This window comes from Terrisporobacter othiniensis (assembly GCF_000808015.1).
Lineage (GTDB): Bacteria > Bacillota > Clostridia > Peptostreptococcales > Peptostreptococcaceae > Terrisporobacter > Terrisporobacter muris.
Genome location: NZ_JWHR01000070.1, coordinates 1 through 25,265, shown reverse-complemented (window position 1 = coordinate 25,265; position 25,265 = coordinate 1). Strand labels below are relative to the sequence as shown.

The 25,265-nt window shown below is 27.9% G+C and carries 17 protein-coding genes and 1 rRNA gene; 1 reads left to right on the top strand and 17 read right to left on the bottom strand.

The window, feature by feature from the left end:
- Positions 1-52: 52 nt before the first annotated feature.
- The 13 genes from QX51_RS07735 to QX51_RS07675 all read right to left on the bottom strand — a co-directional run bounded on the left by QX51_RS07735 (position 53) and on the right by QX51_RS07675 (position 21,643).
- Positions 53-949, bottom strand: a complete 897-nt coding sequence (locus QX51_RS07735) for an AAA family ATPase (protein WP_039679335.1) — start codon at positions 947-949, stop codon at positions 53-55.
- On the bottom strand, positions 936-2,147 hold the full coding sequence (locus tag QX51_RS07730) for a metallophosphoesterase family protein (RefSeq protein ID WP_039679334.1): 1,212 nt from the start codon (positions 2,145-2,147) through the stop codon (positions 936-938). The genes QX51_RS07735 and QX51_RS07730 overlap by 14 nt, the downstream gene beginning before the upstream one ends.
- A gap of 16 nt (positions 2,148-2,163) precedes the next feature.
- Positions 2,164-5,925 carry a helicase-exonuclease AddAB subunit AddA gene (addA, locus tag QX51_RS07725; protein WP_052232953.1) on the bottom strand — a complete coding sequence of 1,254 codons (3,762 nt, stop codon included), beginning with the start codon at positions 5,923-5,925 and terminating at the stop codon, positions 2,164-2,166.
- On the bottom strand, positions 5,925-9,386 hold the full coding sequence (addB, locus tag QX51_RS07720) for a helicase-exonuclease AddAB subunit AddB (RefSeq protein WP_039679332.1): 3,462 nt from the start codon (positions 9,384-9,386) through the stop codon (positions 5,925-5,927). The genes addA and addB overlap by 1 nt, the downstream gene beginning before the upstream one ends.
- Positions 9,376-10,134 (bottom strand): PD-(D/E)XK nuclease family protein, encoded by a 759-nt coding sequence (locus tag QX51_RS07715; protein WP_039679331.1) that lies wholly within the window; start codon positions 10,132-10,134, stop codon positions 9,376-9,378. Before QX51_RS07715 ends, addB begins: the two co-directional genes overlap by 11 nt.
- Positions 10,135-10,138: 4 nt before the next feature.
- Positions 10,139-12,334, bottom strand: a complete 2,196-nt coding sequence (locus QX51_RS07710; RefSeq protein ID WP_039679330.1) for an ATP-dependent helicase — start codon at positions 12,332-12,334, stop codon at positions 10,139-10,141.
- Entirely contained in the window at positions 12,327-14,222 is a 1,896-nt protein-coding gene (locus QX51_RS07705) for a hypothetical protein (protein ID WP_039679329.1), read from the bottom strand. Before QX51_RS07705 ends, QX51_RS07710 begins: the two co-directional genes overlap by 8 nt.
- A gap of 556 nt (positions 14,223-14,778) precedes the next feature.
- A complete protein-coding gene (locus tag QX51_RS07700) occupies positions 14,779-15,846 on the bottom strand; it encodes an ABC transporter permease subunit (protein ID WP_039679328.1) in 1,068 nt (355 codons plus the stop codon).
- Complete coding sequence (locus tag QX51_RS07695) at positions 15,846-16,862, bottom strand: ABC transporter permease subunit (RefSeq protein WP_039679327.1); 1,017 nt, start codon at positions 16,860-16,862, stop codon at positions 15,846-15,848. Before QX51_RS07695 ends, QX51_RS07700 begins: the two co-directional genes overlap by 1 nt.
- On the bottom strand, positions 16,831-18,432 hold the full coding sequence (locus QX51_RS07690) for a sugar ABC transporter ATP-binding protein (RefSeq protein WP_039679326.1): 1,602 nt from the start codon (positions 18,430-18,432) through the stop codon (positions 16,831-16,833). The genes QX51_RS07695 and QX51_RS07690 overlap by 32 nt, the downstream gene beginning before the upstream one ends.
- Before the next feature lie 151 nt (positions 18,433-18,583).
- The gene (locus tag QX51_RS07685) at positions 18,584-19,714 is read right to left on the bottom strand and encodes a DUF3798 domain-containing protein (protein WP_039679325.1); all 1,131 of its coding nucleotides are present in this window, start codon (positions 19,712-19,714) and stop codon (positions 18,584-18,586) included.
- Positions 19,715-19,888: 174 nt separating this feature from the next.
- Entirely contained in the window at positions 19,889-20,860 is a 972-nt protein-coding gene (locus tag QX51_RS07680; protein ID WP_039679324.1) for a dipeptidase, read from the bottom strand.
- A 3-nt stretch (positions 20,861-20,863) separates the two neighbouring features.
- Positions 20,864-21,643 (bottom strand): serine hydrolase, encoded by a 780-nt coding sequence (locus tag QX51_RS07675; protein ID WP_039679323.1) that lies wholly within the window; start codon positions 21,641-21,643, stop codon positions 20,864-20,866.
- A gap of 123 nt (positions 21,644-21,766) precedes the next feature.
- Here QX51_RS07675 and QX51_RS07670 point away from each other — a divergent pair, with 123 nt between their 5' ends.
- Positions 21,767-22,240 (top strand): pyridoxamine 5'-phosphate oxidase family protein, encoded by a 474-nt coding sequence (locus QX51_RS07670; RefSeq protein WP_039679322.1) that lies wholly within the window; start codon positions 21,767-21,769, stop codon positions 22,238-22,240.
- A gap of 77 nt (positions 22,241-22,317) precedes the next feature.
- On the opposite strand, the gene yedF is transcribed toward QX51_RS07670, so the two are convergent.
- The 4 genes from yedF to rrf all read right to left on the bottom strand — a co-directional run.
- A complete protein-coding gene (yedF, locus tag QX51_RS07665) occupies positions 22,318-22,929 on the bottom strand; it encodes a sulfurtransferase-like selenium metabolism protein YedF (protein ID WP_200886389.1) in 612 nt (203 codons plus the stop codon).
- Positions 22,930-22,982: 53 nt separating this feature from the next.
- Entirely contained in the window at positions 22,983-23,738 is a 756-nt protein-coding gene (locus QX51_RS07660) for an acyl-CoA dehydratase activase (protein ID WP_039679336.1), read from the bottom strand.
- Between the two features lie 10 nt (positions 23,739-23,748).
- The gene (locus QX51_RS07655; protein ID WP_039679321.1) at positions 23,749-24,918 is read right to left on the bottom strand and encodes a double-cubane-cluster-containing anaerobic reductase; all 1,170 of its coding nucleotides are present in this window, start codon (positions 24,916-24,918) and stop codon (positions 23,749-23,751) included.
- 236 nt (positions 24,919-25,154) lie between these two features.
- A 5S ribosomal RNA gene (gene rrf, locus QX51_RS07650) occupies positions 25,155-25,265 on the bottom strand; the annotation flags it as partial.

Sequence of the window (25,265 nt, the reverse complement as noted above, 5' to 3'; positions counted from 1 at the left end):
GTTATGATACCTTCTAATCGTTGTACTTCATTTGAATTTTCATTAATTTTTTCTATATTTTTATATCATTTATATGAGGAATAATAGTTTCTCCTCTTTCACTTCTTTCTATTGCTTCTCTTTTGGTGTTTATTTCTTTTTCTTTTAAATCTATTTGAGATTTTCTATCTATATATTTTTGTAAAGACTTTTGATCTTCAAATATTATTTTATTTTCTTCAAATTCCTTTTCAGCTATTGCTAAATCTTCATTCTTTAACTTTTCCATTTTTTTAGATTGTAAAAGTTCTTCTATAGTCTCTTCATATAGTTCTTCTGTAATTCCCTCATGTTGACTAAGTTTTCCATTTAAACTAGTTATCTTTTCTTTAGCTTCATTTCTTCTTGCTTTTACTTTATTAGAAAGTTTTTCACCATATTTTTCAAGGTTAAATATTCTCTCTAACATTTTTCTTCTATCTCTATCTTGTAATTTTAAAAACTCACTAAATTTACCTTGAGGTAAAACTACAGATCTTGTAAAGTCATCAGAAGTTAATCCTATAATATCTTGAATTTTACTTTTTACTTCTCCCACTTTGTCAGCTAGTACATCTACACCACCGCTATCTTTTATTTCACCTAAAAGTACTCGAGAAGTTTTCGTTCCTCCAGTTGCACTATTTTTTATGGTTCTCTCAACAAAGTATCTTTTTCTATTATTTTTACTTCCTATTTCAAACTCATACTTTACAATCGCCTTATCACAGCTAGAATTAATATAATCTGTAGTATCTCTAGAAATATCCCCATATAAGGCTATAGTTATGGCATCTAATATGGTAGATTTTCCACTTCCTGTATTACCAAAAATACCAAATAAACCCCTTGAGGTTAGTTTTTCAAAATCTATAGTTTGTTTATCAGTATAACTATTTAGCCCCATTAACTCCAGTTTAATTGGTTTCATCGTTTTCACCTTCTTCACTTACTATGTTTAAGAATAAGTCCATGAGTTCGCCTCTTGGTTCACATTTTTCCTTAAATTTATAAAAATCATTAAATAATTGAGCCATAGATTTTTCCTTTAAATCAATTTCTTCTTCATCATAATCAGATGTAATAATTGGCTTTATTTCAATAATATCCTTTAGATATCCCTTCATTTTCTTTATATTTTCTTGACTTATAACTTCATCTGTTTTTATCTCAAAATAAGACCATATATCTCTATCTTTATTTTCTTCACATACTTTTAAGGCCTCTTCTATGCCATTACATTTAAAAACCTCGATAGGTTTATAATTATTAAAGTATATTGTTTCAATTACAGGTTCTTCTTTCGCATGTATTTCTACTATATTTGCTCCCTTAGCATAAATTCTCTCTTTTACACTATATTGTAATGGTGATCCCGAATAGTAAACATTAAGCCTTTCAGATGCCTTTTGTGGTTTATGTAAATGACCTAAGGCTGTATATTGAGCATTTTGTGGTAAATCACGTTTATCAACTACAAGGCTTCCTCCCAGTTGTATTTGTCTTTCTGAATCAGATGGATCCCCTCCACATACAAATAAATGAGATACTGCTATATTAATACTATCTTCTTCAAAATTTTCTTCTAATTTTCTAAATATATCTCCTATTTTATTAGAATAAGTTCTTTGTAATTCTTCTTCACTTTCCACATCTTTGATAGCATCGTTTAATCTTTTTTCACTAGGATAAGGTAGTGTAATTACAGTTACTTTTTCTCCTTTGATGTCTAATTTTAAACATCCCTCACTGGCTTTCACAATCTCATAACCTTTATATTTTTCCTCAGTTGCGCTACTTAGTGGATAACCTAGAATTATGATTCCTTGCTCTTTTGCAAGAGGTGATACAGCAGTTAATCTTTCTGGATTATCATGATTACCTGCTATAATTAATACACATCTATTTCCATCATCGGCTAATCTACAAACTGTTTTATAAAATAAAGTTTCTGCTCCAGCTGGAGGATTTGAAGTATCATACACATCTCCAGCAATAATAACCATGTCTATATTGTTTTCTTCAACAATTTTTACAAAATCATTGCAAAACTTTTCTTGTTCTTCTAATCTTGAATGGCCTTCTAGATTTTTACCTATATGCCAATCTGATGTATGAATAAATTTCATGGCTCCTCCTTAATTTTTATAATTTAACTTCTTCATCTATATTAAATAGATATAAATATTTTTCCTTAACTTTTTTACCCGTAAGCTTATTTAAAGCTTCTGCATATAAGTCTAATTGCTTTCTATATCTATCTATTACCTCTTGTTTATTATCTTCATCTATATAGTCCGTTTTATAGTCTACTATTACTATTTCATCATCTTCTTCAAAATATAAGTCAATGATACCTCTAAGCATTAGACTCTCTTCTTCATATGTTGCCCTATTATTTTGAATATCTTCATTATTTAGATAAATATCATTCATTTTTATCTGAGAATATATACTTTGCTCTCTTTTTATAAAGTGTGATGCTAGTGCTCTTTTACCTATCTTAGATTTAAAGAATTTATATATTTTGAAAGGATTAATAACTAGTGATTGTTTTTCACTTATTATTTCCCTCTTAATTAAATCTTTAATTTGAGTTTTTATTTCATCAATTGTATTTATTCTATTTAAATCTAGAACTTCCATAACCAAATGGACTATTGTACCCCTTTCCAGTGGGTTTATTTTATTTTTTGCTTCACTTTCTTGAATAAATAATGGCCTTTTTAAAGTTACTTTCTCTTCATACAAAGGCTTTGAATAGTCTTCCTCATGTGTACTTTGCATTTTTTTTATTTCTGATACAGATATACTCGCCGAAACTTTTACACTTTCTTCATAAGGATAAGCATAGTTTAATTTTTCACTTATCTTTGAACTATGATCAGCATCAACACTTTTTTCTTCCATTTCCTTCAACAAAGATTCTATATTAGTTTCTTCTTCTTTTTCTTCCACTATTACATCATCTCTTTCCCAAGTATCTAATGACCACTTGGAATCATGGTTAGATTGTGATAATACATCTATGTCATAAGCCTTCCTTATTTCTTTAAAGTCCTTATGCTTTAATACAGAAGGCATAATCCAATCTAAATAGTTTTTAGCCTTTAGCACATCATATTGAGAAACAGGATTATCTCCATCTAAGCTTTTCCCCCATTTATGAAGTGCTCCTGGAATATCTTTTACAGCTCCCGTTAGTATAAGTTTTTCTTTAGCTCTTGTTAAGGCAACATACAAAATTCTCATTTCTTCCGAAAGATTTTCCAAATTCATTTTATATTTTAATGCTTCTTTTGCAATACTTGGATAAGATATTCGTCTGTCTATGTCTACAAGTTGTGGGCCAAAACCTAATTCATAGTGATATAACATGTCCTTTTTAAAGTCCATAGTATTGAAATTTTTACTCATGGCAGAGCAAAACACTATTGGGAACTCTAGACCTTTACTTTTATGTATGGACATTATTCTCACTACATTGGCATTTTCTCCAAGAGTTTTCGCACTTCCCATATCTGAATTGGATTTTTTAATTTTATCTATAAAGTTTATAAAGTTGAAAATACCCTTAAAGCTAGTTTCTTCAAATTGTTTTGCTCTTTCAAATAAAATCTTTAAGTTAGCTTGTCTTTGACTTCCACTAGGAAGTGCTCCAACATAAGCATAGTAGCCACTTTTCATGTATAAGTGCCATAAAAATTCATCCGTACTCATATATAAAGATTTTTCCTTATATTCTTTTAACTCACTTAAGAAACTTCTACATTTTTCTCTTATTTCCTTCTTTTGCTCTTCTTCACCTTCACTTATTAATCTCATACATTCATAAAGATTAGTGTTATTGTTTTCTAATCTGATATCTATAAAATCTTCTGGTGTAAATGATGTACAAGGAAGTATTGGTGATTTTAAAACAGATAATAGTGGAATATCTTGCATCGGATTATCTATTATTCTTAAAAACGACATTACAGTTTTAATTTCAATAGTATCAAAATACCCCATACCTATATCTGCATAAGTAGGTATACCCATGTTTATCAATTCATCAGCAAATACAGGTGCCCATGCAGATGTAGCTCTAAGTAATATTACTATATCTTTGAAATCCACTACTCTATAATCATCTAGCTTTTTATCATAAACTTTATATGTATTTCCTTCTTCATCTGGTGCCATTAAATTTTTTATAATTTTCCCAACCATACGAGCTTCCAATTGTATGTTATCTAATTCTTCTTCTGGTTGTTCTTCATCATTTTGATTTTCTTCTATAGTTTTTTGAGCTTTCTCCATTAGATGAATTTCTGTAGGTCCCCCCACAATTACTTTTTCTTCTAGATTTTCTTTAAAAGAAGCTCCCAGATTTAATGCTTCATCCTTTGTATATTCAATTTCACCTATATTTTTACTCATTATATTTTCAAAAACATAGTTACAACTGTCTATAACCTCTTTTCTACTCCTAAAGTTTTTATAAAGCATTATTTTTCTATTTTTTTCGCCCTTTTCTGTACCATAAGTAGCGTACTTGTCTAAGAATATTTCTGGCTTTGCTTGTCTAAATCTGTAAATACTTTGCTTAACATCTCCAACCATAAATCTATTTGGAGTTTCAATTTTCGCTATTGTTGAAAGTAAAACTTCTTGTACAAAGTTGGAGTCCTGATACTCATCTATAAATATCTCATAAAATTTTTCTCTGTACTCTAATGCTACATCACTTGCATTAATATTTCCATTTTCATCTTCTTTTGTTAAGATAGCTAGTGCAAAATGTTCTATATCGTTGAAGTCAATTATACCCTTTTCTCTTTTTCTTTCACTGTATAAATCAATAAATCTTTTAAGTATTTTACTTAAAGAATTTACTATTGGATATAGCATTTCTATTTCTTTATTTAAAGCCGGCACATTTTTATTAAAAATAGAGCTTTGTATAGACTCTAAAGATTTTTTAGCATCATCTCTTATTTTTTTTGCTTTATCTTTTGCATCCTTTATATATTCTTCTGCTCCTTTAGGAATTCTTTTTACTCCTTTTGCATAGTTTTCAAATTCTAAAGTTATGGCTGCTCTATATGCATCTTCCCAACTTTCATCACAACTATCTAATAAATTTTTTATCATTTTATATTCTATTTTTAATTTATCGGCAAAAGTTTCTAATTCTTCAATTCCATCTACCATTTCTAAAGCTTTATCAAAATTATTTACTATACCATTAACTTGTATTTTTATAGTGTCTAAAATAATTTTTGCCCATTTTGATGTGGAAAAATCAAAGTCATCATCTATATTAAAATCATTCACGCTATCTTCTAACCATTTCATTGGATAAGGTGAAGACATTACAAAGGAATAAATACTAAGTACCATTTGCTGTAAGTTAGTATCTCCTCTTTTTTCACTATAGCTTTCTACCAATTTATAAAAATCATATTCTTTTTCTTCATAAAATTCTTCAAAAACTTCTTCTATGGTTTCTAGTTTTAAAATAGTACATTCCGTTTCATCTCCCATTCTAAAATTAGGGTCCAAGTCTATTTTATGGAAGTTTGATTTAATTACTTCCAAACAGAAAGAGTGTATTGTAGTTATACTTGCCTTGTTTAACAACACCAACTGATTTTGTAAATGGCTATCTTCCGGATTTTTCTCCAATGCCTTACCAATAGCATCTCCTATTCTCTCTCTCATTTCCGCTGCTGCTGCATTGGTGAAGGTAACTACTAGTAAGCTATCTATATCTACAGGTTTTTCTTTATTTGTTATTATTTGTATTATTCTCTCAACTAGTACTGCTGTTTTTCCAGAACCAGCAGCAGCTGCTACTAGCAAATTGCATTCTCTACTGTCTATTACTTCTTGCTGTTCTTTCGTCCATTTTGGTGAGCTCACTATTTCTTAACCTCCTTCTCCATTAGTTTTATTACCTCTTCATCGCTTTTATCATTAAGAATAGTATAAATATTTCCTTTTATTGAAGTATCAAATTGGCAGATTGATGAATACGTACAGAAATCACAAGATGTTCCATTTTTATTTTTGCATGGAATTATACTTATATCTCCTCCTACCATTCTTTCACAAAGCTCTTTTACTTCATACTTTACATACTCTCTTAAAGTATCAAATTCTGACTCTGTAACACCTTTAGTATATCTACCTATATTTCCATTTTTATCGAAATTAGCAGGTATAATTAAAGAAGTTTTTCTCTCTCCTTCTTTAAGGGACATGTCCATTTCTCCGATAATGTCCACATCTTTTAACACTAAACCATTCATTCTAAGCTTCTTTAATATTTCTTCATTTATTACAGAGTCTTTTTGATCTTCGTTACTTCTTACAATAGGATTATCTATTCTGTTGTAAAGAATAGCGGCTGGTTTTAAGTTTGTTTTTTTATACCTATCACTATCTATAATAGCATCAAGATAAACTAATAATTGTAACTGCAATCCATAGTAAACTTCAGTTAAATTGATAGACTTATCTCCTGACTTATAATCTATAATACGAATATATTTGTTATCATCTTTTTCTAATTCATCTATTCTGTCTATCTGTCCAACTAAGGTTACTTCTTCACCATCATTTAATACTATTTTTATAGGTGGATATTTGCCATTTTTCCTAAAGCTAACTTCATAGTCCACAGGTTCAAAGTTTCCTTGTTTTATTTGCATAGAAATAATACTAATTGCAGAAACCAGCATTTTCTTTAATCTATAAGCTAAATACTTGTATCTTTCAGAAGAATTTAAGATAAATCCAGGTATTTTACTTACCATCTCATCCACAATAATGGATACTCTACTTCTTATATAATCTTCATCTATTTCATGCCAGTTTAATTTATCTTTATTTAAAGATTTAGAGAAAATATCAAGTATATTATGAATAAATGAACCTAAGTCTGGTGCTGTGAAAGAGTACTCTTTTCTTTCCTGTGCTTTTAGTCCATATTGTATAAAATAAGAGAATGGACATTGAGCATATCTTTCCAACTTTGAAATACTTAAGTTTTTATTTTCATATAATTGTTTAATTTTTTCTCTTTCTACTTTTTCCACTTGGTTTGTATAACTTAATCCACTTACTACTTTCTCCAATTTATTTTTATATTCTTCATCACCTAGGAAATATCTATATAAATCTAAATAAACTTCATTAATATCCCCTCTAATTTCAAACTCTTTAATAGCATTTATAAGCTCATTAAAAGTAGGTGCTTTTACTGTTATATTGTCTAAAGCTGATTCTGAAGAATTATCTAAGTCTTTTAACACATAACTTTTTATATTGATATTTGGGAAGATTTTTTTAAGTCTAGATACAATTATAGAAGGTCTCAGAGTTTTTCCTTCATGATCTGAGATAGGATAACTTATAGTTAAATTTTCACTTGTATAAGTTAAAGATTTATAAACTAAAAACTGTTCTTCATAAGTTTTTGTTTTGCTATCTATATCAACTTCTATACCTTTTTCACCTAAAGAGTCTCTATCCTTATCACTAAGCAAACCACTTTCTTTTGAAATCAGCGGGAAAATCCCATCTGTAGTTCCTATTAAATAAAGGTGTTTTGTATTGGAATTTTTCATTCTATCTATGGAACTTACTAAAACTTGATCCATACTTGGAGGTACAAGACCTAACTCATACTCATCAAATCCAAGACTTATAACTTTCATAAACTTATCTAAAGATATTTTTTCATCACCCATTAACTCCACCATTTGATCTAGTATATCTACTACTATCTGCCAAACTTGTGAATACTCATTAGCAATTTCCAAATCACCTTTTTGTGTAAAGTTATTAATTAAATTTTCTAAAGTTTCTTCCATATTAATATCTAATAAGAATTCATATACATAAGTACAAATTTCTCTTACTGTCTTACTTTTCTTATCAAGCTTATTTTGTAACTTTATAATTGGCTCTAATATTTGATTTTTAGTTTCATTTATTCTCTCTTTTTGTTCCAAATCAAATTCACTTTCTTCAGCCAAATAGTTTTGATTTACTTTATACTCCCATTTTTCTTCAAACCATTTTTTACCCGTGATTCCATTTTGAAGTACATAGTTTTCCATCAAACTTATATCTTCATCACTTACTCCTATAAGCCCACTTTTTAAATATCTAAACATGGTCTCATAAGAGTATCTTCTATTTCTCATTTCAAGGGCAGAAAGTATCAATACTATAATTGGGTTACTCTTAGCTTCTCTTTTAGAATCTATAAAGTTTGGTATTTCATACTCTTTGAAAATTGAACGTACTAAAAAGTCATATCTATTTAAATCTCTAGTTGCCACAGTTATATCTTTGTATCTTACTTTTTTCTCTCTAACTAGATGGACAATATCTTTTGCAACTTGCTCAACCTCATCATATAAATTATTAAATTCTTTAATTTTTATATATTTAGTTTCTTTTTCATATTTTCTATATGGATATGCATGATAAAAAGCTTCTAAATGCTGTAGTTCTTCATTTCCTTTAAATCTTTTTACATTTTCAGCATTCAAATTTATATTAGTATGTATTTTTACTCCTTCTTCTGATGCCATTTTATATAACTTTTCATATGTATACTTCGTTCTTGAAAATGCATCATTTTTTGAGTATGTAAATTGAGTTAAAGAGTCTATGGTTAAAGAAACATAAACCTCCTTAGCTTGTTTTAATAATTCTTTTATAATTCCATACTGATTAGGTGTAAAACCAGTAAATTCATCTATATAAATGTATGAATCTTTAAAGTAATCACATATCTGTAGCTTTTCCCCTAAAGATGTTAACAAATCTTGAGAATCCACATAATTTTCGTGTAGATTTTTCTCAAATTCTCCATAAATCTTAGCAATATCCATTAATTTATACCTTAATGTTTCATTCTCCATTTCACCTGCTATATTTTCTAACATATCTGGTGATACATTATATTGCTTTAATTCTGATATCATATCTGTTATAGAACCTACAAAACCAGATTGTGTTGATGATCTGCCATAAACTTTTAATTCACTACTAATTTTGTCTATGGATTTATATATAATCATAGCCTTACCACTTGAGTTAATATTTATATCAGTAAGGCCCCCTACCTTTGAAAATACTATACTACTCATAGTTTTAAAACTAAGTACTCTACTTCTTAAATACTTGTCCTTTTCTTCTCCTTGGAAAAGTTTTGACATATTTTTTTCCATCTCAAATGAGTATTGTTCTGGAACTAAAAGAATTACAGGACTTGTTTCATTATCTTGCACTCTTTGTTTTATTTCATTTAGCATAAAGGTTGTCTTTCCTATACCTCCCTTGCCTAATACAAATCTAAGGCCCATAAATGTCTTCCTCCAAAATTTCATAATTTACATTTTCACTGTTACAAAGCTTATTAAACTCACAATATTTACAGTGATTTAAATTTTTATTTATATTATCTTCATTATAAAAATCCGTATTTTCTATATTATTGATATTATTTAAAATTTTCATTTTATTTTCTTCATGAAGTTTTTCATTATAATTTATTGTAATTGGTTTATTATCTAAAGCTGGCTGATAATAATTCATGCTTATATTTTCAATTTTATAATCACTGTAGAAATTCTTTCTTATTATTTCTTCAGCTAAAAACATATACACTGTACTTTGCATTCTATTAAGTGCATTTTTATATGTAATTTCTTGATTTTCTGTTTTCCAATCCCAAAGATTTATTTTATCCTTCTCTATTATAACTAAGTCAACCTTTGCCACAATATTTCTACCATTTAAATTTAGATTCATTTCGTATTCCGGTAAATATATATTTTCTTCTTCAATTGGTAGTATATCTTTTATTTTACTTATCCATTTATTGAAGTTTTTATCTTCAATTTTTCCTAAAGGAATATTACAAAAGTATCTTTCACATAATAAGTGAAAATCTCGCCCATACTTTAAGCTATCATAATACTCTCTACTTCCTAAGTCATCATATTTCCAGTTTATATTATCTATATACTTATATTTAAACTTAAAAGGACATGATTTATAAGTATTTAGTGAGTTTTGACTATATACAAAATATTTTAATTTTTTATCCATTTAATCATTCTCCTTTTTTATCTATAACACTTTTTAATATATTTAAATACATAGATGGATTTTGCTTTTTCTTATCTGTAACAGAATTTTTCGCACTTGCAGACAATATCAGCATTTCTTTTGCTCTTGTTATTCCCACATATAATAGCCTTATTTTTTCTTTGATCAAACTTTCTTTAATTTCTTTTGCATAATTTTTAGTTACCTCGCCCTTTAAAAGAAAATCTATTTCAGCTTTTATATTTGATTCTGGATTTTTATATTTTTCTTTAAGATACCATTTATCACATTGAAATTTTTGATAAATATTGTCCGGGAAATTAAACTCCGTCATTCCCAATAAAAATACACAATCCCACTCTAATCCCTTAGATTTATGATAATTGCACACAGTTATACTTCCAGGTAGTGGCTCGTATCCATTTATTTCACTAACAATTTCTATTATATAGTTAAAAACTCTATTTTTCCTATCGCTTAGCAAGTTATATATTTGTTGAAGGTTAATATTATTGTTTTCTGCAACTAAATATTTTACATAAAAACCTAAATAATCTACTATAGCTTTTTCTTCTTTTTCTATTATCATGCTGTCTCCTATGAAAAGAATCAGCTTATCGATTCTAGTTAGAGGATATTCTATTATATTTTTCAAATTATATAGCCCATATAAAAAACTTTGATATAAATCACTATCTATGTCTATTATTAATTCTTTAGAGCATTCTTTATCATATAATAAATCTTCCACACTTAGTTTTTCTTCTCTTAATAATTGTAAAAAATCTTTTTTTCCTTCTTTATTATCTGTTTTTATATAAACTTTATCTAATACTTCTATTAATTTTTCTTTTTCATCGCAATTTAGTATAAAATCTAATATTAAAGCAATATTATCTATTACTCTTCTTTTTCTAAGAGAGTTTGGGCCTAATTCTTCAAACTCTAAATCTTCTTTTATTAGTTCTTTTGCAACTAAATTAACATGGTCATTGTATGGTACTAATATACCTATACTTTTGTCGGGATATTTTTTATTAATATTTCTCACAAATTTTACTGTTTGCTCTATTTCCTTATCAAAAGTCTCATAATATTTATAATTAATTTGATATTTGTCTGGTTGTGGATTCTCTTTGTACCCTCTATTTTTAGGTACAGTTTTAATATCCATTTCTTCCAAAGCATCTCTACATTCCGGTTGTAAATTTTGTGTAACATATCTAACGAGCTCATTTGCAAGGTTTATCACATCTTTTGAACTTCTATTGGACATGTCCATTCTATAACAGTAATCACTCTTTTCTATAAATTCTTTAAAGAACTTCGGATCTGATGAAGAAAATGTTCCTGTTATACTTTGATTTATATCCCCAACTCTTACAAGATTATTATGTTGTTCACAAATAAGTCCAATTATCTTTCCTTGTATCTCATTGGAATCCTGGCATTCATCTTCAAATACATATTGATATTTATTTTGATATTTTGTTTTTAAATCTGAATCATTACTTAAAGCCTTATAAGCTAAAATAAGCATATCATCATAATCAAGTAATCCATTGGCCTTTAGCTTTTTTTCATACTCTGTATAAATAGGAAGAATTATTTTCAAAATTCCTTTACGGTTTTCTCTCATATATTCATCCAGCTTTTGTGGTGTAATATCCTTATACTTAAGTTCACTTATGGTATTTTGAACTAAATCATAAAACCCGTTCTCCCAAGCATCCAGTTGTCTATCCGCCCACATGGGGTCTTTTTGTTCTTTCAAGAAAAATCTAAAAGCTTTTTCTCCACCATTTAACTTAAAGTTATTTATACAATCTCCAAGAATCATGGTCTTTTGTAAATCATCAGCTATATTAAAATCCTCATTTAACATAACAATCTCTGGCTTTTCTTTTATAATTTTTACAGCTAAAGAATGTATTGTCATAACTTCATAAGAGTTTTTATCTCCTATATTTTTTTCTTCGAGAATTTTCTTTATCCTAACTTTAAAGTTGTTCACCGCACTATTCATATAAGTTAAGATAAGTATCTTCCCCTTATTTTGTTTCTTTTCTTCCAAAAGCTTTGCTACTAAATTTGTAACTATAAAAGTTTTGCCAGCTCCTGGCACTGCAGGAACTGCCATTTTTCCACCTTCATATTGAATTATAGGAAGCTGGTCCTCTCTGTAATTTATCTTACTCATTAGTTATTTCTCCTTTATCTAAAAGCTTTAATAAAAGTCCATATAACATACTCTCCTGCATAAAACCATTTACACTATATTCACTTTTAAAAGCATATACTTCTTCACTGTTAAGTAACAAATTATAAATCAAGTTGTATAGATAGTATCTTTTATTTTTATCTTCCATTTCGTCACTATATATTAGCTTTTCATCAAAGGATTTTCTAAGTACTAATGGGTTAGCAATGTCCTTTTCTATTTTCATATTCCAAGCATTACTTCCCACATCTAACCATAACTGTATTTTTCTATTTATATTTGCACTTATATAAGTATACGGTGTTGTAATAATCACTTTATTGCTACTTTTCATATCTTCTATATCTGCAGACATATAATAATCACTTATATTATCTTTTAAGCATTTTACAAATACTTCATACTTTTCTTTTTCATCCATATTTAGTTCTTCTAGTATTTCACTAAAAATATCACCTTGCTTAATCATATCTTTACATAAATCCACATTTTTCTTTCCATCTTTCAAGTTAAGCATTTTCTCTATATAAAATTGTAATAAGAACTCACTTATTCTCAAATTCTCTTTTTCTTTGTCTTTAATGAATTCAATTAAACTCTTATATTCTTCATTATCATGTCTATGATTAAATATTTTTATAGCTCTTATCTTATTTATGTCAAATAATATTTCTATAAAGTTTATGTACTCTTCTTCTTTTATTAAATATTGTAAATTATAAAAAATACAAGTTGCCACAACTAAGACATTAGCATAAGGATAATCAACAATTTTATTATCTAATTTAGTGTTGGTTACTGCAATTTTGTTGGATTTTAGCTTATTACATATTTTATAGTCTAAAATAGAGTTATTTATAGGCGAAATTATTGCGATATCTTTTAAATTTTTTCCTTCTCTCATCAATTGTAAAAGTTTTTCTACTACACCATCTATCATTTCATCATATAAATGATATTCATCTTTTAACTCTATACTTTTCTTTTCCTTATATAAAGATTTAATACTTATTATTCCCAAATCATGCACATCTTCTTTAAAAAACTCGTTTATTATATTTTCTTCTATATAAGCCATATCAACATTTTTAAATGAAGAGTAATCTTTACTTCTATCATAAAAAACATATCCATCTTCTACTATATTTAAAAACTCTAATATTAAATTACTCTCACTAACACTGGCGCTTTCCAAACTATCTACAATCAAATATCTGTACTCTTTTCTCAATCTTCTTCTATACTCCTCATTATTTAATAAAAAATTATTGTATAAGTATACAGCGATAGAATTATCAATTATCCCCTTAGACAATAAAGTATTCACGTAAAAATCTATAACTTCCTGCATTTGAGTATATGAATATCTACTTAAATCATTTCTATTTTTCTTTGAGTTATATATTTTTTCTCCTATATTATTAATATCTATGGCATTAAAGCAACTTTTGCTTAAATTATCTAATATATTTTTACATATACTTTTATTTGTACCCACTATGTCCTGAAAATAATTTTCTTCTTCTCTAGTCTTATTTATATACTCCATAATTATATATTCACTTAAACTTTGAGAAATAAAAGAAGGACTTATTTTGTTTACTTTTATTTTTTCACAATTCTCCTCTATGATAGGCCAATATTTTATCAACTCACTTTGAACAAAGTGATTATATGTAGTAATTTTTAATTCTTCACTTAAAGGAAGATTTATTTCTCTCATATAACTTAACTTAGTAATTGCACTTGGAACTAAAAAAAGTATATCTTTTGATTTATAATTATTTTCCTTTATTATATTTTCATATATATTAATTATTTTTTCTTTTTTCTTATTTAAATTAACTTCCTGAAATAAATATTTCATCTAATCACCTTTTTCTAAAGATTTCATTTTTATCTATCTATAATTATATAATATTTTCTATTTTTTTACTCAATTTGAAGAAGTAAATTTCTAAACTTTGCATTATAAAAAATTTGCTTCTCTCATATGGCCAACGGCTTCGCCTGTTGCTCAAATAACAAAGTTGGAAGTTATACGTTATCTACAGAACAAATAGCATATAATTTCCTTACAATTAAAAAGTCTATGTTTTAATATATCAATTAAATCATAGACTTGTCTCATTTACACACTTTGTTTAATTTTACTCTTTTCTCATCTAATATTATTAATACTATTTTTCCACTACCCATAATATTGCAGCTGCATGGCGAAATAAATACCTCTTTCAATAGTAAATGCAACTACAAAAACACCAATAGGAATACAAATTAACCAGCTTATTGGACTGTATCTATATTCTGAATATGCCATATTACCTCATTAATCATATGCATATACTATTAGCTCAAATAAAATAAAAAATACTCCTACTACAGTTCTTATAATTTCAACTATATTCATAGTGTAGATTCCCCTATTTTTCTCTTTTGCTGTCTAACTTAATATTAACTACTAATGCAAATGCAATTACCCCATACATTATAAATGTTCTAAAATATTCTCCCAATGCCACATTAGAGAAGAAGTTTTGACCTGCTAAAGGAGATAATACAAATAGTATGTGTAAAATTATAGTTCCATAGAGAGCATTTTTTACAGATGCCCTTTTAATAGATGCTCCTCCCGCAAGTAAAGCTGCACAACTCATTACATCTGTATTTAAATGTTCTGTATATACATTTAATGACCCTATATTTTGCAAATATATAAATTGACCTATGGCTGCCAATACTGTAGAAATTATCATAACTATTATTCTAATTTTATCTACAGATATTCCTAAATTCTCTGATTTTTCCTCGCTAATACCCACTGCCTTTATTTTTTGACCAAGAGGAGTATTCAAAATATAGTAAACTATAAATCCAGTAAAAATCACAACTAGTATTAAGAATATGGATACATTTATTCCTCCTATTTTTATACTACCGAAACTTTCAAAAAACTCCTTATAGCTCCTTAAATCCACCATATTTTTAATACCTATACCTGTACTAAGTGCTATTTTTTCATTATTAATAGGAATTAATGCTCCAAAACCTGCCATGAAAATCAATTGATAAATATAGTTAGCTAAAGCAGCAATAACAATTGATGTTATCATCTCCTTTCCTTTAACCTTATTCATCAATATTCCTAAAACATATCCTATAAACAAGGCTAAAATTATACTAATAATAAAAGCTACTAGTACGCCTATTCCACCTTGCAAATTAAAATTTAAACTAACTAAATACGCCCCTTGAGCTGCCATAGCTCCAAGAGTTATACCAAAATTCAAGCCCATCCCTGCTGCAATCGGAATTACTAATGATAAAACTAAGATACCATTTCTAATAAATCTAACTGCCACTTGTTCCCCAACAAGAATTATACTAACATTTGCTAGATAAAAGCATATTACTATTAAAAACATAAACAACAAAGGAATTCTGCTACTTTCTCTTTTCAAAAAGTTCAAAGATAAGTTATTATTTTTCATTATGTTGTTCTCCTTTCTTGTTTTAAAAATGCATAAAGAATTATTCCATTAGTAATTATCATACGAATAATTTCTGCCATCTCTGGCACCAATAGCTCGTTTGCTATTGGAGTTGATAACAAATAAATACTTTGATATAAAAATGTTCCTAAAATTGCATGAAATAAAGTTGCCTTTTTACCTATACACCCTCCTATTAATATGGAAGATATTGCAGGAAAAGTAAACGATGATGGAGAACCATAAAGTTCTACAAACCCATAACTTTGAGCATAGACTATTATTCCAACGCCTGCAATTATTGTAGATATTACAACTGCTTTAATTCTCGTTTTATCTATATCAACACCTGATAAAGTACAAAAGATTTCATTTTCTCCTACTGCTTCCATAAGCTTACCTTTTCTTGAATTAAAATATAAATACATTAAAATTGCAATAACAGCATAAAACATAATTAGTCCTACTGGTATTTCAATATTATTTACTTTTACTATCCATAAATCATTTAATACTCTGCCAAAATAATTATCTAAACTTATCTTAGGTCTAAGTCCTTTACCTCCTATGGGGTATAGCATCTCTCGATTTGAAAATGGAGCTATAGTCCAGAAAAAGTTCATTATTGGGATAAATGCAAACCCTATAAACATGGCTGCAATATCTTCTTTTCCTTTAACATGATTTAAGATTTTACCATATAATACTCCAAATATTATTGCTATTGGAATAGACACTAATATGGCCATTAAAAATCCTACAAATCCACTTAATCTAAATTGAATAGAAATACACATTCCAAGAAGTCCTGCAATAATACCAATGGGTAAACCAAAATTCATACCTACACCTACATTTATCATAGGGATCATAGCAAGTACCAATACTCCATTCATTACAAATTTTACAAATGATCGACTAAAAAGTTCACTCATCTCCATATTTAATTTATAAGCTATTATAATTAATAAGCATAAAAATCCACTAATTATTATTTGAGGCTTCTTGATTTTCATAATATTCTCCCTCCCCTGTATAAGCTAGAGTAAACTCTTCATCACTGCTGTTTGGAGGTAGTATATTAGATAACCTTCCTTCACATAAAACTGCTACTCTATCACTAATTCTTTTTAATTCTTCTAATTCACTTGAAATTACTACTACTGTCATATTATTTTTTTCATTTATTTCAATTATCATATCTAAGATTTTTTCCTTTGATCCTATATCCACTCCACGAGTAGGTTCTAGAAGAAATAAAATTTTAGGATTCATACATAAAGCTCTGGCTATACAAATCTTTTGTTGATTCCCACCACTTAATTGCCTTACTTCTTGATGTTTATTTACACATTTTATCTCTAATCTTTCTATATAATTTTCAACAGTATCATTAATCTTTTCTTTATCCTTTGTTTTAAATAATCTCATTGATTTCTTTAAAAATTTATTCTTTCCATATAATCCTGAAAAGACTATATTATCTTCTATAGAATGTTCCATAAGCAATCCCATTTTCTTTCTATCATCTGGAATTAAAAATATACCTTTATTAATACTTTCCCTTATATTACTGACATCAATAATTTCATCTTCCATCATTACAGTACCTTCATATGGAAATAATCCCATAATTCCATAGCCTAAGCCAAGTTTACCATGACCAGATAATGATGTAACTCCTAATATTTCACCTTTTTTTATATCTAAATCTATACCTCTTATGTCTTCCCCTGGCATGTTTACAAAGAAATTTTTCATTGTAAGTATACTTTTATTTTCATTTTCTCTTTTTTCTCTTTTTGTTTTTATGACCTCATATCCCATCATAGCGTGTGTCAACTTCTTTAAAGTCATTTCTTCTCTTTTATATTGAGATACCACATGACCATCTCTAAGTACAGTTACTCTATCACAAATTTCCTTTATTTCATGTAGTCTATGTGAGACAAAGATTATTGTCATTCCATTATCAGCCAAGTCTCTCATAACCTTCATAAGCTTTGTGGAGTCTTCTTCATTTAAAACTGCCGTTGGTTCGTCTAAAAATAATATTTTTAATTTATCATTATCTATTTCCCTAGCAATCTCTACAAATTGCATTGCATTTACTGATAAATTTTTTATCAACAGGTCTGCATCTATATTAAATCCAAGTTTTTGCAAAATTACTTTAGCTTCTTTATTATTTTTATTTTTATCTATGTATGCTAAGTTTTTACCTAAAATTTTCTCCGTACTCTTAATTTTATTCTCCCTTGTAAGTTTAATATTTTCTGATACACTCATTTCTGGTAATAAAGTAAACTCTTGATGAATCATTCCCATTCCACATTTTATGGACTTCTGTGGACTATCCATGTTTATACGATTTCCGTCAACAATTATTTCCCCTTCATAGCCACCACTATGTTTTATGACTGAATTACCAAATAAAATATTCATAAAAGTACTTTTCCCAGATCCATTAGGTCCTATAATTCCATGTATTTCTCCTTTTTTTATTTGAAGATTGATATCATGTAAGACTTGTACTTTTCCAAAATATTTATTTAAATTTCTAATTTCCAGTGCAAATTTTTCCACTTATCTTATACCTCTCTATTTCATAAAAAAGAGGTTAACGCAAAATATATTTATAATAAATATCATATTTTGATTAACCTCATTTCTTTTATATTTTAAATTTTAGTAAAGCTTACTTATTATAAATTAGTATGATTTTATTTTTAAAATCTTAATAGAAGATTGATTCCATTAGCATTACGAAGTAATTATCGTAAGTTTTTCCATTATCCTCTAATTTAGTATAATCAACTTCTACATCAAATTTTTCTTTAGTTAATTCGTTTAATTTTGTTGCATCTTTATAATCAAAGTCATTTTCTACAACTTCTTTTGCTACTTCAACTGCAAATTCTGGCATATAAACAGTTACTGATATTGGCCATCCTGAAAGTCTTCCTTTCATTCCAGCTGCATCAACTTTTTCACTTATCATTTCATTTATTTTATCAAAGTTAGTTTGATCTTCTTCGCTAATTTCAAGACCTAAAACTGTTGGATAAGCTTGAGTTGGTGTTGGACAACATTGCTCAGCTACTGTATATTTTAATTCTAAAGCTTCTTTTATTATTACATCATACATTGGACAGTTTGAACCAAATATATTAGTATCTTTACCGTATTTTTCTATTTGTCTTGGTATATCTTCTTGTAAAAATTGTTGCATAGCTTCCACACTATCTCCAGTTTGTGGATCTGGAGTTACAACTTCAACAAATTCCATTCCTAACTTTTCACAAGTTTCTTTCATTTTATCTCTTCTAGCAGATATTAATGGCTTAGATAAATGAGTTGGGAATGAGTAGTGAACAAAAGTTTTAGCTCCCATTTTATTTGCTTTTTCAACTATAGTTCTTCCTCTTTCTAACCAGTTTGTATCTAAATTTAAGTCTATATATTCACTCATCATTTCTGGCTCATCAAATATTGGAGCAGTTACTGTGAATATATCTGGATTTTTTTCTTTAATTTGTTGGAATGCAGGAATTAATCCTGATTGACCTGATACAACAACAACAGCTTTCATAAGTGGATCATCTGCTGCTGATACTATTGTGCTTATACAAGTTTCTATCTCTTCTTCAAAGTTTTCTGGTAAAGTTAAATGTTTTACTATTTCTGGATACTTCTTAGCCATTTCTTCCCCGGCACGATACTCATCTTCACTTGTTGATAATGTTGGTGTTACAATTGCTATATGATACTCATCTGTACTAGCATCTCCCCCACCACTTTGTGTACATCCCGTTAAAAATGTTACCATCATTATTGCTGATAATAATACTGATAATAATTTCTTCATTATTTCCCTCCACATAATATATTTCAATCTAATTATATGAAGCATTTCATATAAAGTAAATATTATTATTAAAACTATAAATATATATAAAATTATATGCACGCAGTCTATAAATAAGGGTTATATATAGATTTTTTCTATATATAACCCTTATAATAAATATTTATATTAAATTTATAGCACTTCTTTAAATAATCTTAGTGCATTCTTATAAAAGATCTTCTCTATATCTTCTTCTCTAAAACCTAATTTTTGCATTTTGTCATAAATCAATTGCATATTTGATGAATTCTCAAACTCCAAAGGGCAATCTATTCCATCGAAGTCGCTACCAATACCTACACAATCTATCCCCCCCTTATTCGATATATATTTCATATGATTTATAATATCGTCGATTTTACTTATATCATTAAATTTATAATTATCATTTAAAAATAAAGAATAGAAATTAATGCCTATAATTCCACCTCTATCTCCAATTTTTTTAATCATGTCATCAGTCAAATTTCTTTGGTGAGAGCATATATTTCTAGCATTGGAATGGCTAGCAATAAAAGGTTTTGTTGTATTATTATAAACATCATAAATTCCATCATCTGATAAATGTGAAACATCGATAATCATTCCTAGCTGCTCCATCTCATTTATAAATTCTAAACCTTTTTCTTTAAGACCTTTTCTCTCATTCTTTTCTTCATTATAAAAATAACCATTTGGATAGGCTAACTCATTATCATAATTCCATGTTAACGTCATCATTCTAACACCAAGTCTATAAAAATTTCTAAGCAATGATAAATTACCTTTACAAACTCCACCTTCTTCTATGGATAGTAGTGCTGAAATCCTATTTTTCTCAATATTTGTCATTATATCTTCATATGTATAAACTATTCCAATATCATCCTTATTTTTTTGCACTTCATTATAAAGCAAATCTATATAACTAAGGCAAGACTCCAATGGTTTATCATTACTTCCTAAGTCCACATATGATGCAAAAACTTGAAGCATATAATCGCCCTTTTTCATTTTTTCTATATCTAAATGTAGTCTATTTTGTCTTAAGTGTATATCTTCTCCTTTTTGTCTAATGTCATATAATTGTGATATTGTATCACAATGAAAATCAACTATCTTCATTTATTACCTCCTAAAATCAGCACCTTTATATAAATCATAAGTAACATCTTGCATAAGTCTTTCATACTCTGGTACATTTACATTGTTACCACAAAAACATACTATAAATGGCTCTTTATCAAATACTATTCCTACATCATGAGTTATATTAGTATCTTCTCCTGTTTTATGTGCAATATTAACTTTGGGCTTTATACTTTGTAGAAAAAAAGGTACTTTACTATTTAATCTTTGATTTTTTAAAATATTTATCATCTCTTCACTAGACTTTTCGTCAATTAGTTCTTTATTGTACATCTTCTCCAACAAATATGCTATATCTCCTGCACTTATATAATTTTCTAATCCTAATGCCGCTTTATCGGAATCAAACATTTTACGATTAAGTACGGTATTTTTTAATCCTATTTCTTTTATAGTTTTATTGATATTATCTATTCCTAATTTATCAATTAAAATATTTGTGGCATAATTATCACTTAAAATAATCATAAGCACATATAAATCTTCCAATGTAATTTTCAAGTTTTCCCTCATATAATTTAAAGCACCACAAGATGGTACTTTATCTTCCTCTTTAGTAATAAAAATATCGTCTTTCCTTATAATATCTTTTTTTATCTGATTAAAACATTCCACCAATACAGTAAGTTTTATTACGCTAGCTGCTAGCATTGGCTTTTCTTCATTATACTTAATTATTTCTTGTGTAACTAAGTTTTTATAATAAAAACTTACATCACCTTTCATATTCTTTAATTTGTTTATTATTTTATCATCCATAAATACATCCCCTTTATAAATAGTTACAATATTATTCTACTCCATCTAAGTCTATTACTGCACTATTATTGAATATATTATGCTACAATTTTATCACCATAATAAAATTATTAAGGAGGATTTATGTTTAGAGATATAATCAAGAAAAAAAGAGAATTAAGTACAGAAGATACAATAAAAATATTACAAGAAGGAAAAGAAGGAGTATTATCAACTATAAGTGAAAATGGATATCCTTATGGAGTTGCTGTTAATTATGTTTATCATAATAATTGTATCTATTTCCACTGTGCCAACAAAGGACATAAATTGGATAATATAATTAAAAATAATAAAGTTTCTTTCTTTGTAAATTCTGATATCGCCATACTTCCAAAATATTTTACTACTCATTATAAAAGTGCAATAGTATTTGGACGTGCTTTCATAGTTACTAATGATGAAAAAAGAAGTGCAATTATTGCAATAGGAGAAAAATACTCTCATCCTCATATGGAAGAAGGCCTGAAATACATAGATAAAGCTATAAATTCATTTACTGTAATAAAAATAGAAATTGATCATTTAACTGGTAAATACAGTAACGCTACTAATTAGCCAAATTAAAATAGACTAATACTCTTGATAATTCAAGGTTCTTAGTCTATCTTTAAATTTATATATTTCCTATTTAATTATGGTCTGATTATATTAGTAGCTCCTGATAACTCTTCAACTATAGAGTACATATTGGTTACTTTACCAACTTGTAATTTATCCTGTAAGTTATAGAAATTCAAACAAGTTCCACAGCTTAGTATTTCAACACCGTGATCTTCTAATACTTTTAAATCCCCTATAGAATCTGAACCTTCAGATGATAATTTCACACCGCTATTATATAGTAATACGGCTTTTGGATATTTGTCTAATTGAGTTATAGCGTATATAAAACCTTTAATAAGAACCTTTCCTAGTTCCTCATCTCCTTCACCCATTTTATCACTACTTAATACCACTACCATTTTTTCCTCTTTTGCAATAGCAGCAACCACTTCTTTAGTTGCTTCACTTTCTACTACTTCACCACATTGTACTTTTATAACATAATGATTTTGCCCTACTTTTTCACAGGTATATTCTAAGTTTTTTTGATTAACCATTTTTGTGACATTTTGTACAGCTATTTCATTGTCTACACTTATTTCAACTATTGCTGCATCTTCTAGAGCATCTATTGCTTTTTTTGCTTTAACTACTGGTATAGGACAATTATCTCCTATAGCATTTACTTTTACTATGTTCATTTTTTATCCTCCTATATATAATGTCATCATATATGCTTATACTGACTATTATTTTATTTAAATCCAATAATTGCAGCACCTAAGGCTCCAATTATTTGAGCATCTTCTGCTATAAATATTTCTTTGTTTAAATTATTTTCTAACATCTTTACTAGCTCTTTACTCTGGGCTAAGCCTCCAGTAAAGGCTATTGTATCTTCTAGTCTACCTTTATTTAATATGGATATACCCTTATTAGCAATAGACTTTAATATACCTGCTGCTATATTTTCCTTAGGAATATCTTGAGCCAAAAGGCTTATTATTTCTGATTCAGCAAATACAGTACACATACTAGAAATATTTTCAGGTGTAGCACCATGTGCCAATTCATCAATATTTTCTATATCACTTCCTAATTTATTAGATGTAACTTCTAAAAACTTACCTGTACCTGCAGCACATTTATCGTTCATTATAAAATTAACAACATTTCCATTGTCATCAATATTTATAACCTTACTATCTTGTCCACCTATATCTAATATAGTTCTAATATTTTTATTTAAAAAGAAAATTCCCTTTGTATGACAGGTTATTTCTGTAACTGTTTTATCTACAAAATCCATACTAACTCGTCCATAACCAGTCCCTACTACTTTCTTTACTTTATCCTTATCTATTCCATCTATCAATATTTCATAAGCTTGATTTGATGTTCTTTTAGGACTCCAACCTGTTGGTATAATAACCTTCTTTACTACTTTCTCTCCATCAAACAACACTGCCTTTGTTGCCACAGACCCTGAATCTATGCCTATACTATACATCTTCACTCAATTAACAACCTTTCTTTTCTTCTATCATCTCTATAAATGCTTCAAATCTTGTTCTTAACTGTTCTGTGTCTGATTGAGAATAATCAGTTTCAATTGCCATGTAGTGAATATTTTTATCATTAACTACAAATTCTTTTATCCTATTACCTTCCACATTAAAAGGATGGCATGATTGAAGAGCAACGTCAATTACTCCATCAATTTTAAACTCTTCTATTAAATCTCCTAATAATTCTATTCTCTTATCATTATTCATCATACAAGCACATCCTATATTTAGATACTTCTTAGCTAAAGCATCATAAACATCTGGATTACTTTCATCCACCAATTCTCTATTATTTCTTATAGATGAACATAGCTCATAAGCAACAATTGATCCACCAGATTCTTCTATAGTATTAATAATTTTATTCGTACATCCACCAATTGGAGATCCAGTAATTAATATTCTAGGTGCGTCTTTTTTTACAGAACACTCACCTTTTTCATATCTTATTTTAGTATCATCTATTATTTTCCTTAAATTTGCTTTTAATTCATCTCTATCAAATTTAAATTGAGCTTGATAAGATACTTGATACAATTCCATTCCTGTTAAAGCAGAAGGTTCTAATTTTCCCAAGTCATAATACTCATTTAGTAATCTTCTCTCTTCATTTTTATCTTTAATTGCATCTTTTATATCATCTTCACTTATAGTTGTATCTAATTCTTTTTCTAAAACTTCTTTTAATAGAATTATCTCATCCTTCCAAAGATTAAACTCATGTTTTCCAGTTGCTCTATTAGGCATTTGCATAATATGAGTTGGTTTTACTTTTCCTAACTCCTCATACATTTTCTTCTTCCCATCACAAGTTGTCTCCCCAATAAGCAAATCTGAAAAATAAAAATATGGGCATGTATCAGTTATTGCATGACCATAACTTGATTTTATTAAAGGACATAGATTTCTTGGCAGTATTTTTTCTGCTTCTGGAATTGCTTCCTCACTTACTCCGCATACTCCCACTGGAACAGCATTTGCTGCAATAGGTAACTCAGATGGTGTAAAACAACAAAATGTACCAACCATTTTTCTCCCACTATCTTTTACTTCTTTGGCTGCTAGAAATCCATCTTTTCTTGCTTGTGCAAAACTTTCAAATTGACTTGGTAAATTACTCATTTATATCCCCCTAAAATAATAATTTATATCATATTCTTCATTTTAAATCACCTTCATAGTATCAAATCTAAATATAAAAAACTATATTTATTAAAAATATTTATATAATATACTTATTTATTATTTTTTTCTATAATTATTATCTATTTTAATATTAAAATTCACCCATTTTTCTTGCAACAAAAAAAGGTAAACTATTATATAATAAAAAGTTTACCTTCTTGCATAAAAAAATTACGTGGCTACGTGCTACTCTCCCAGGGGGTCGCCCCCCAAGTACCATTGCCGCTCAAGAGCTTAACTTCTGTGTTCGGAATGGGAACAGGTGTATCCTCTTTGCTATAATA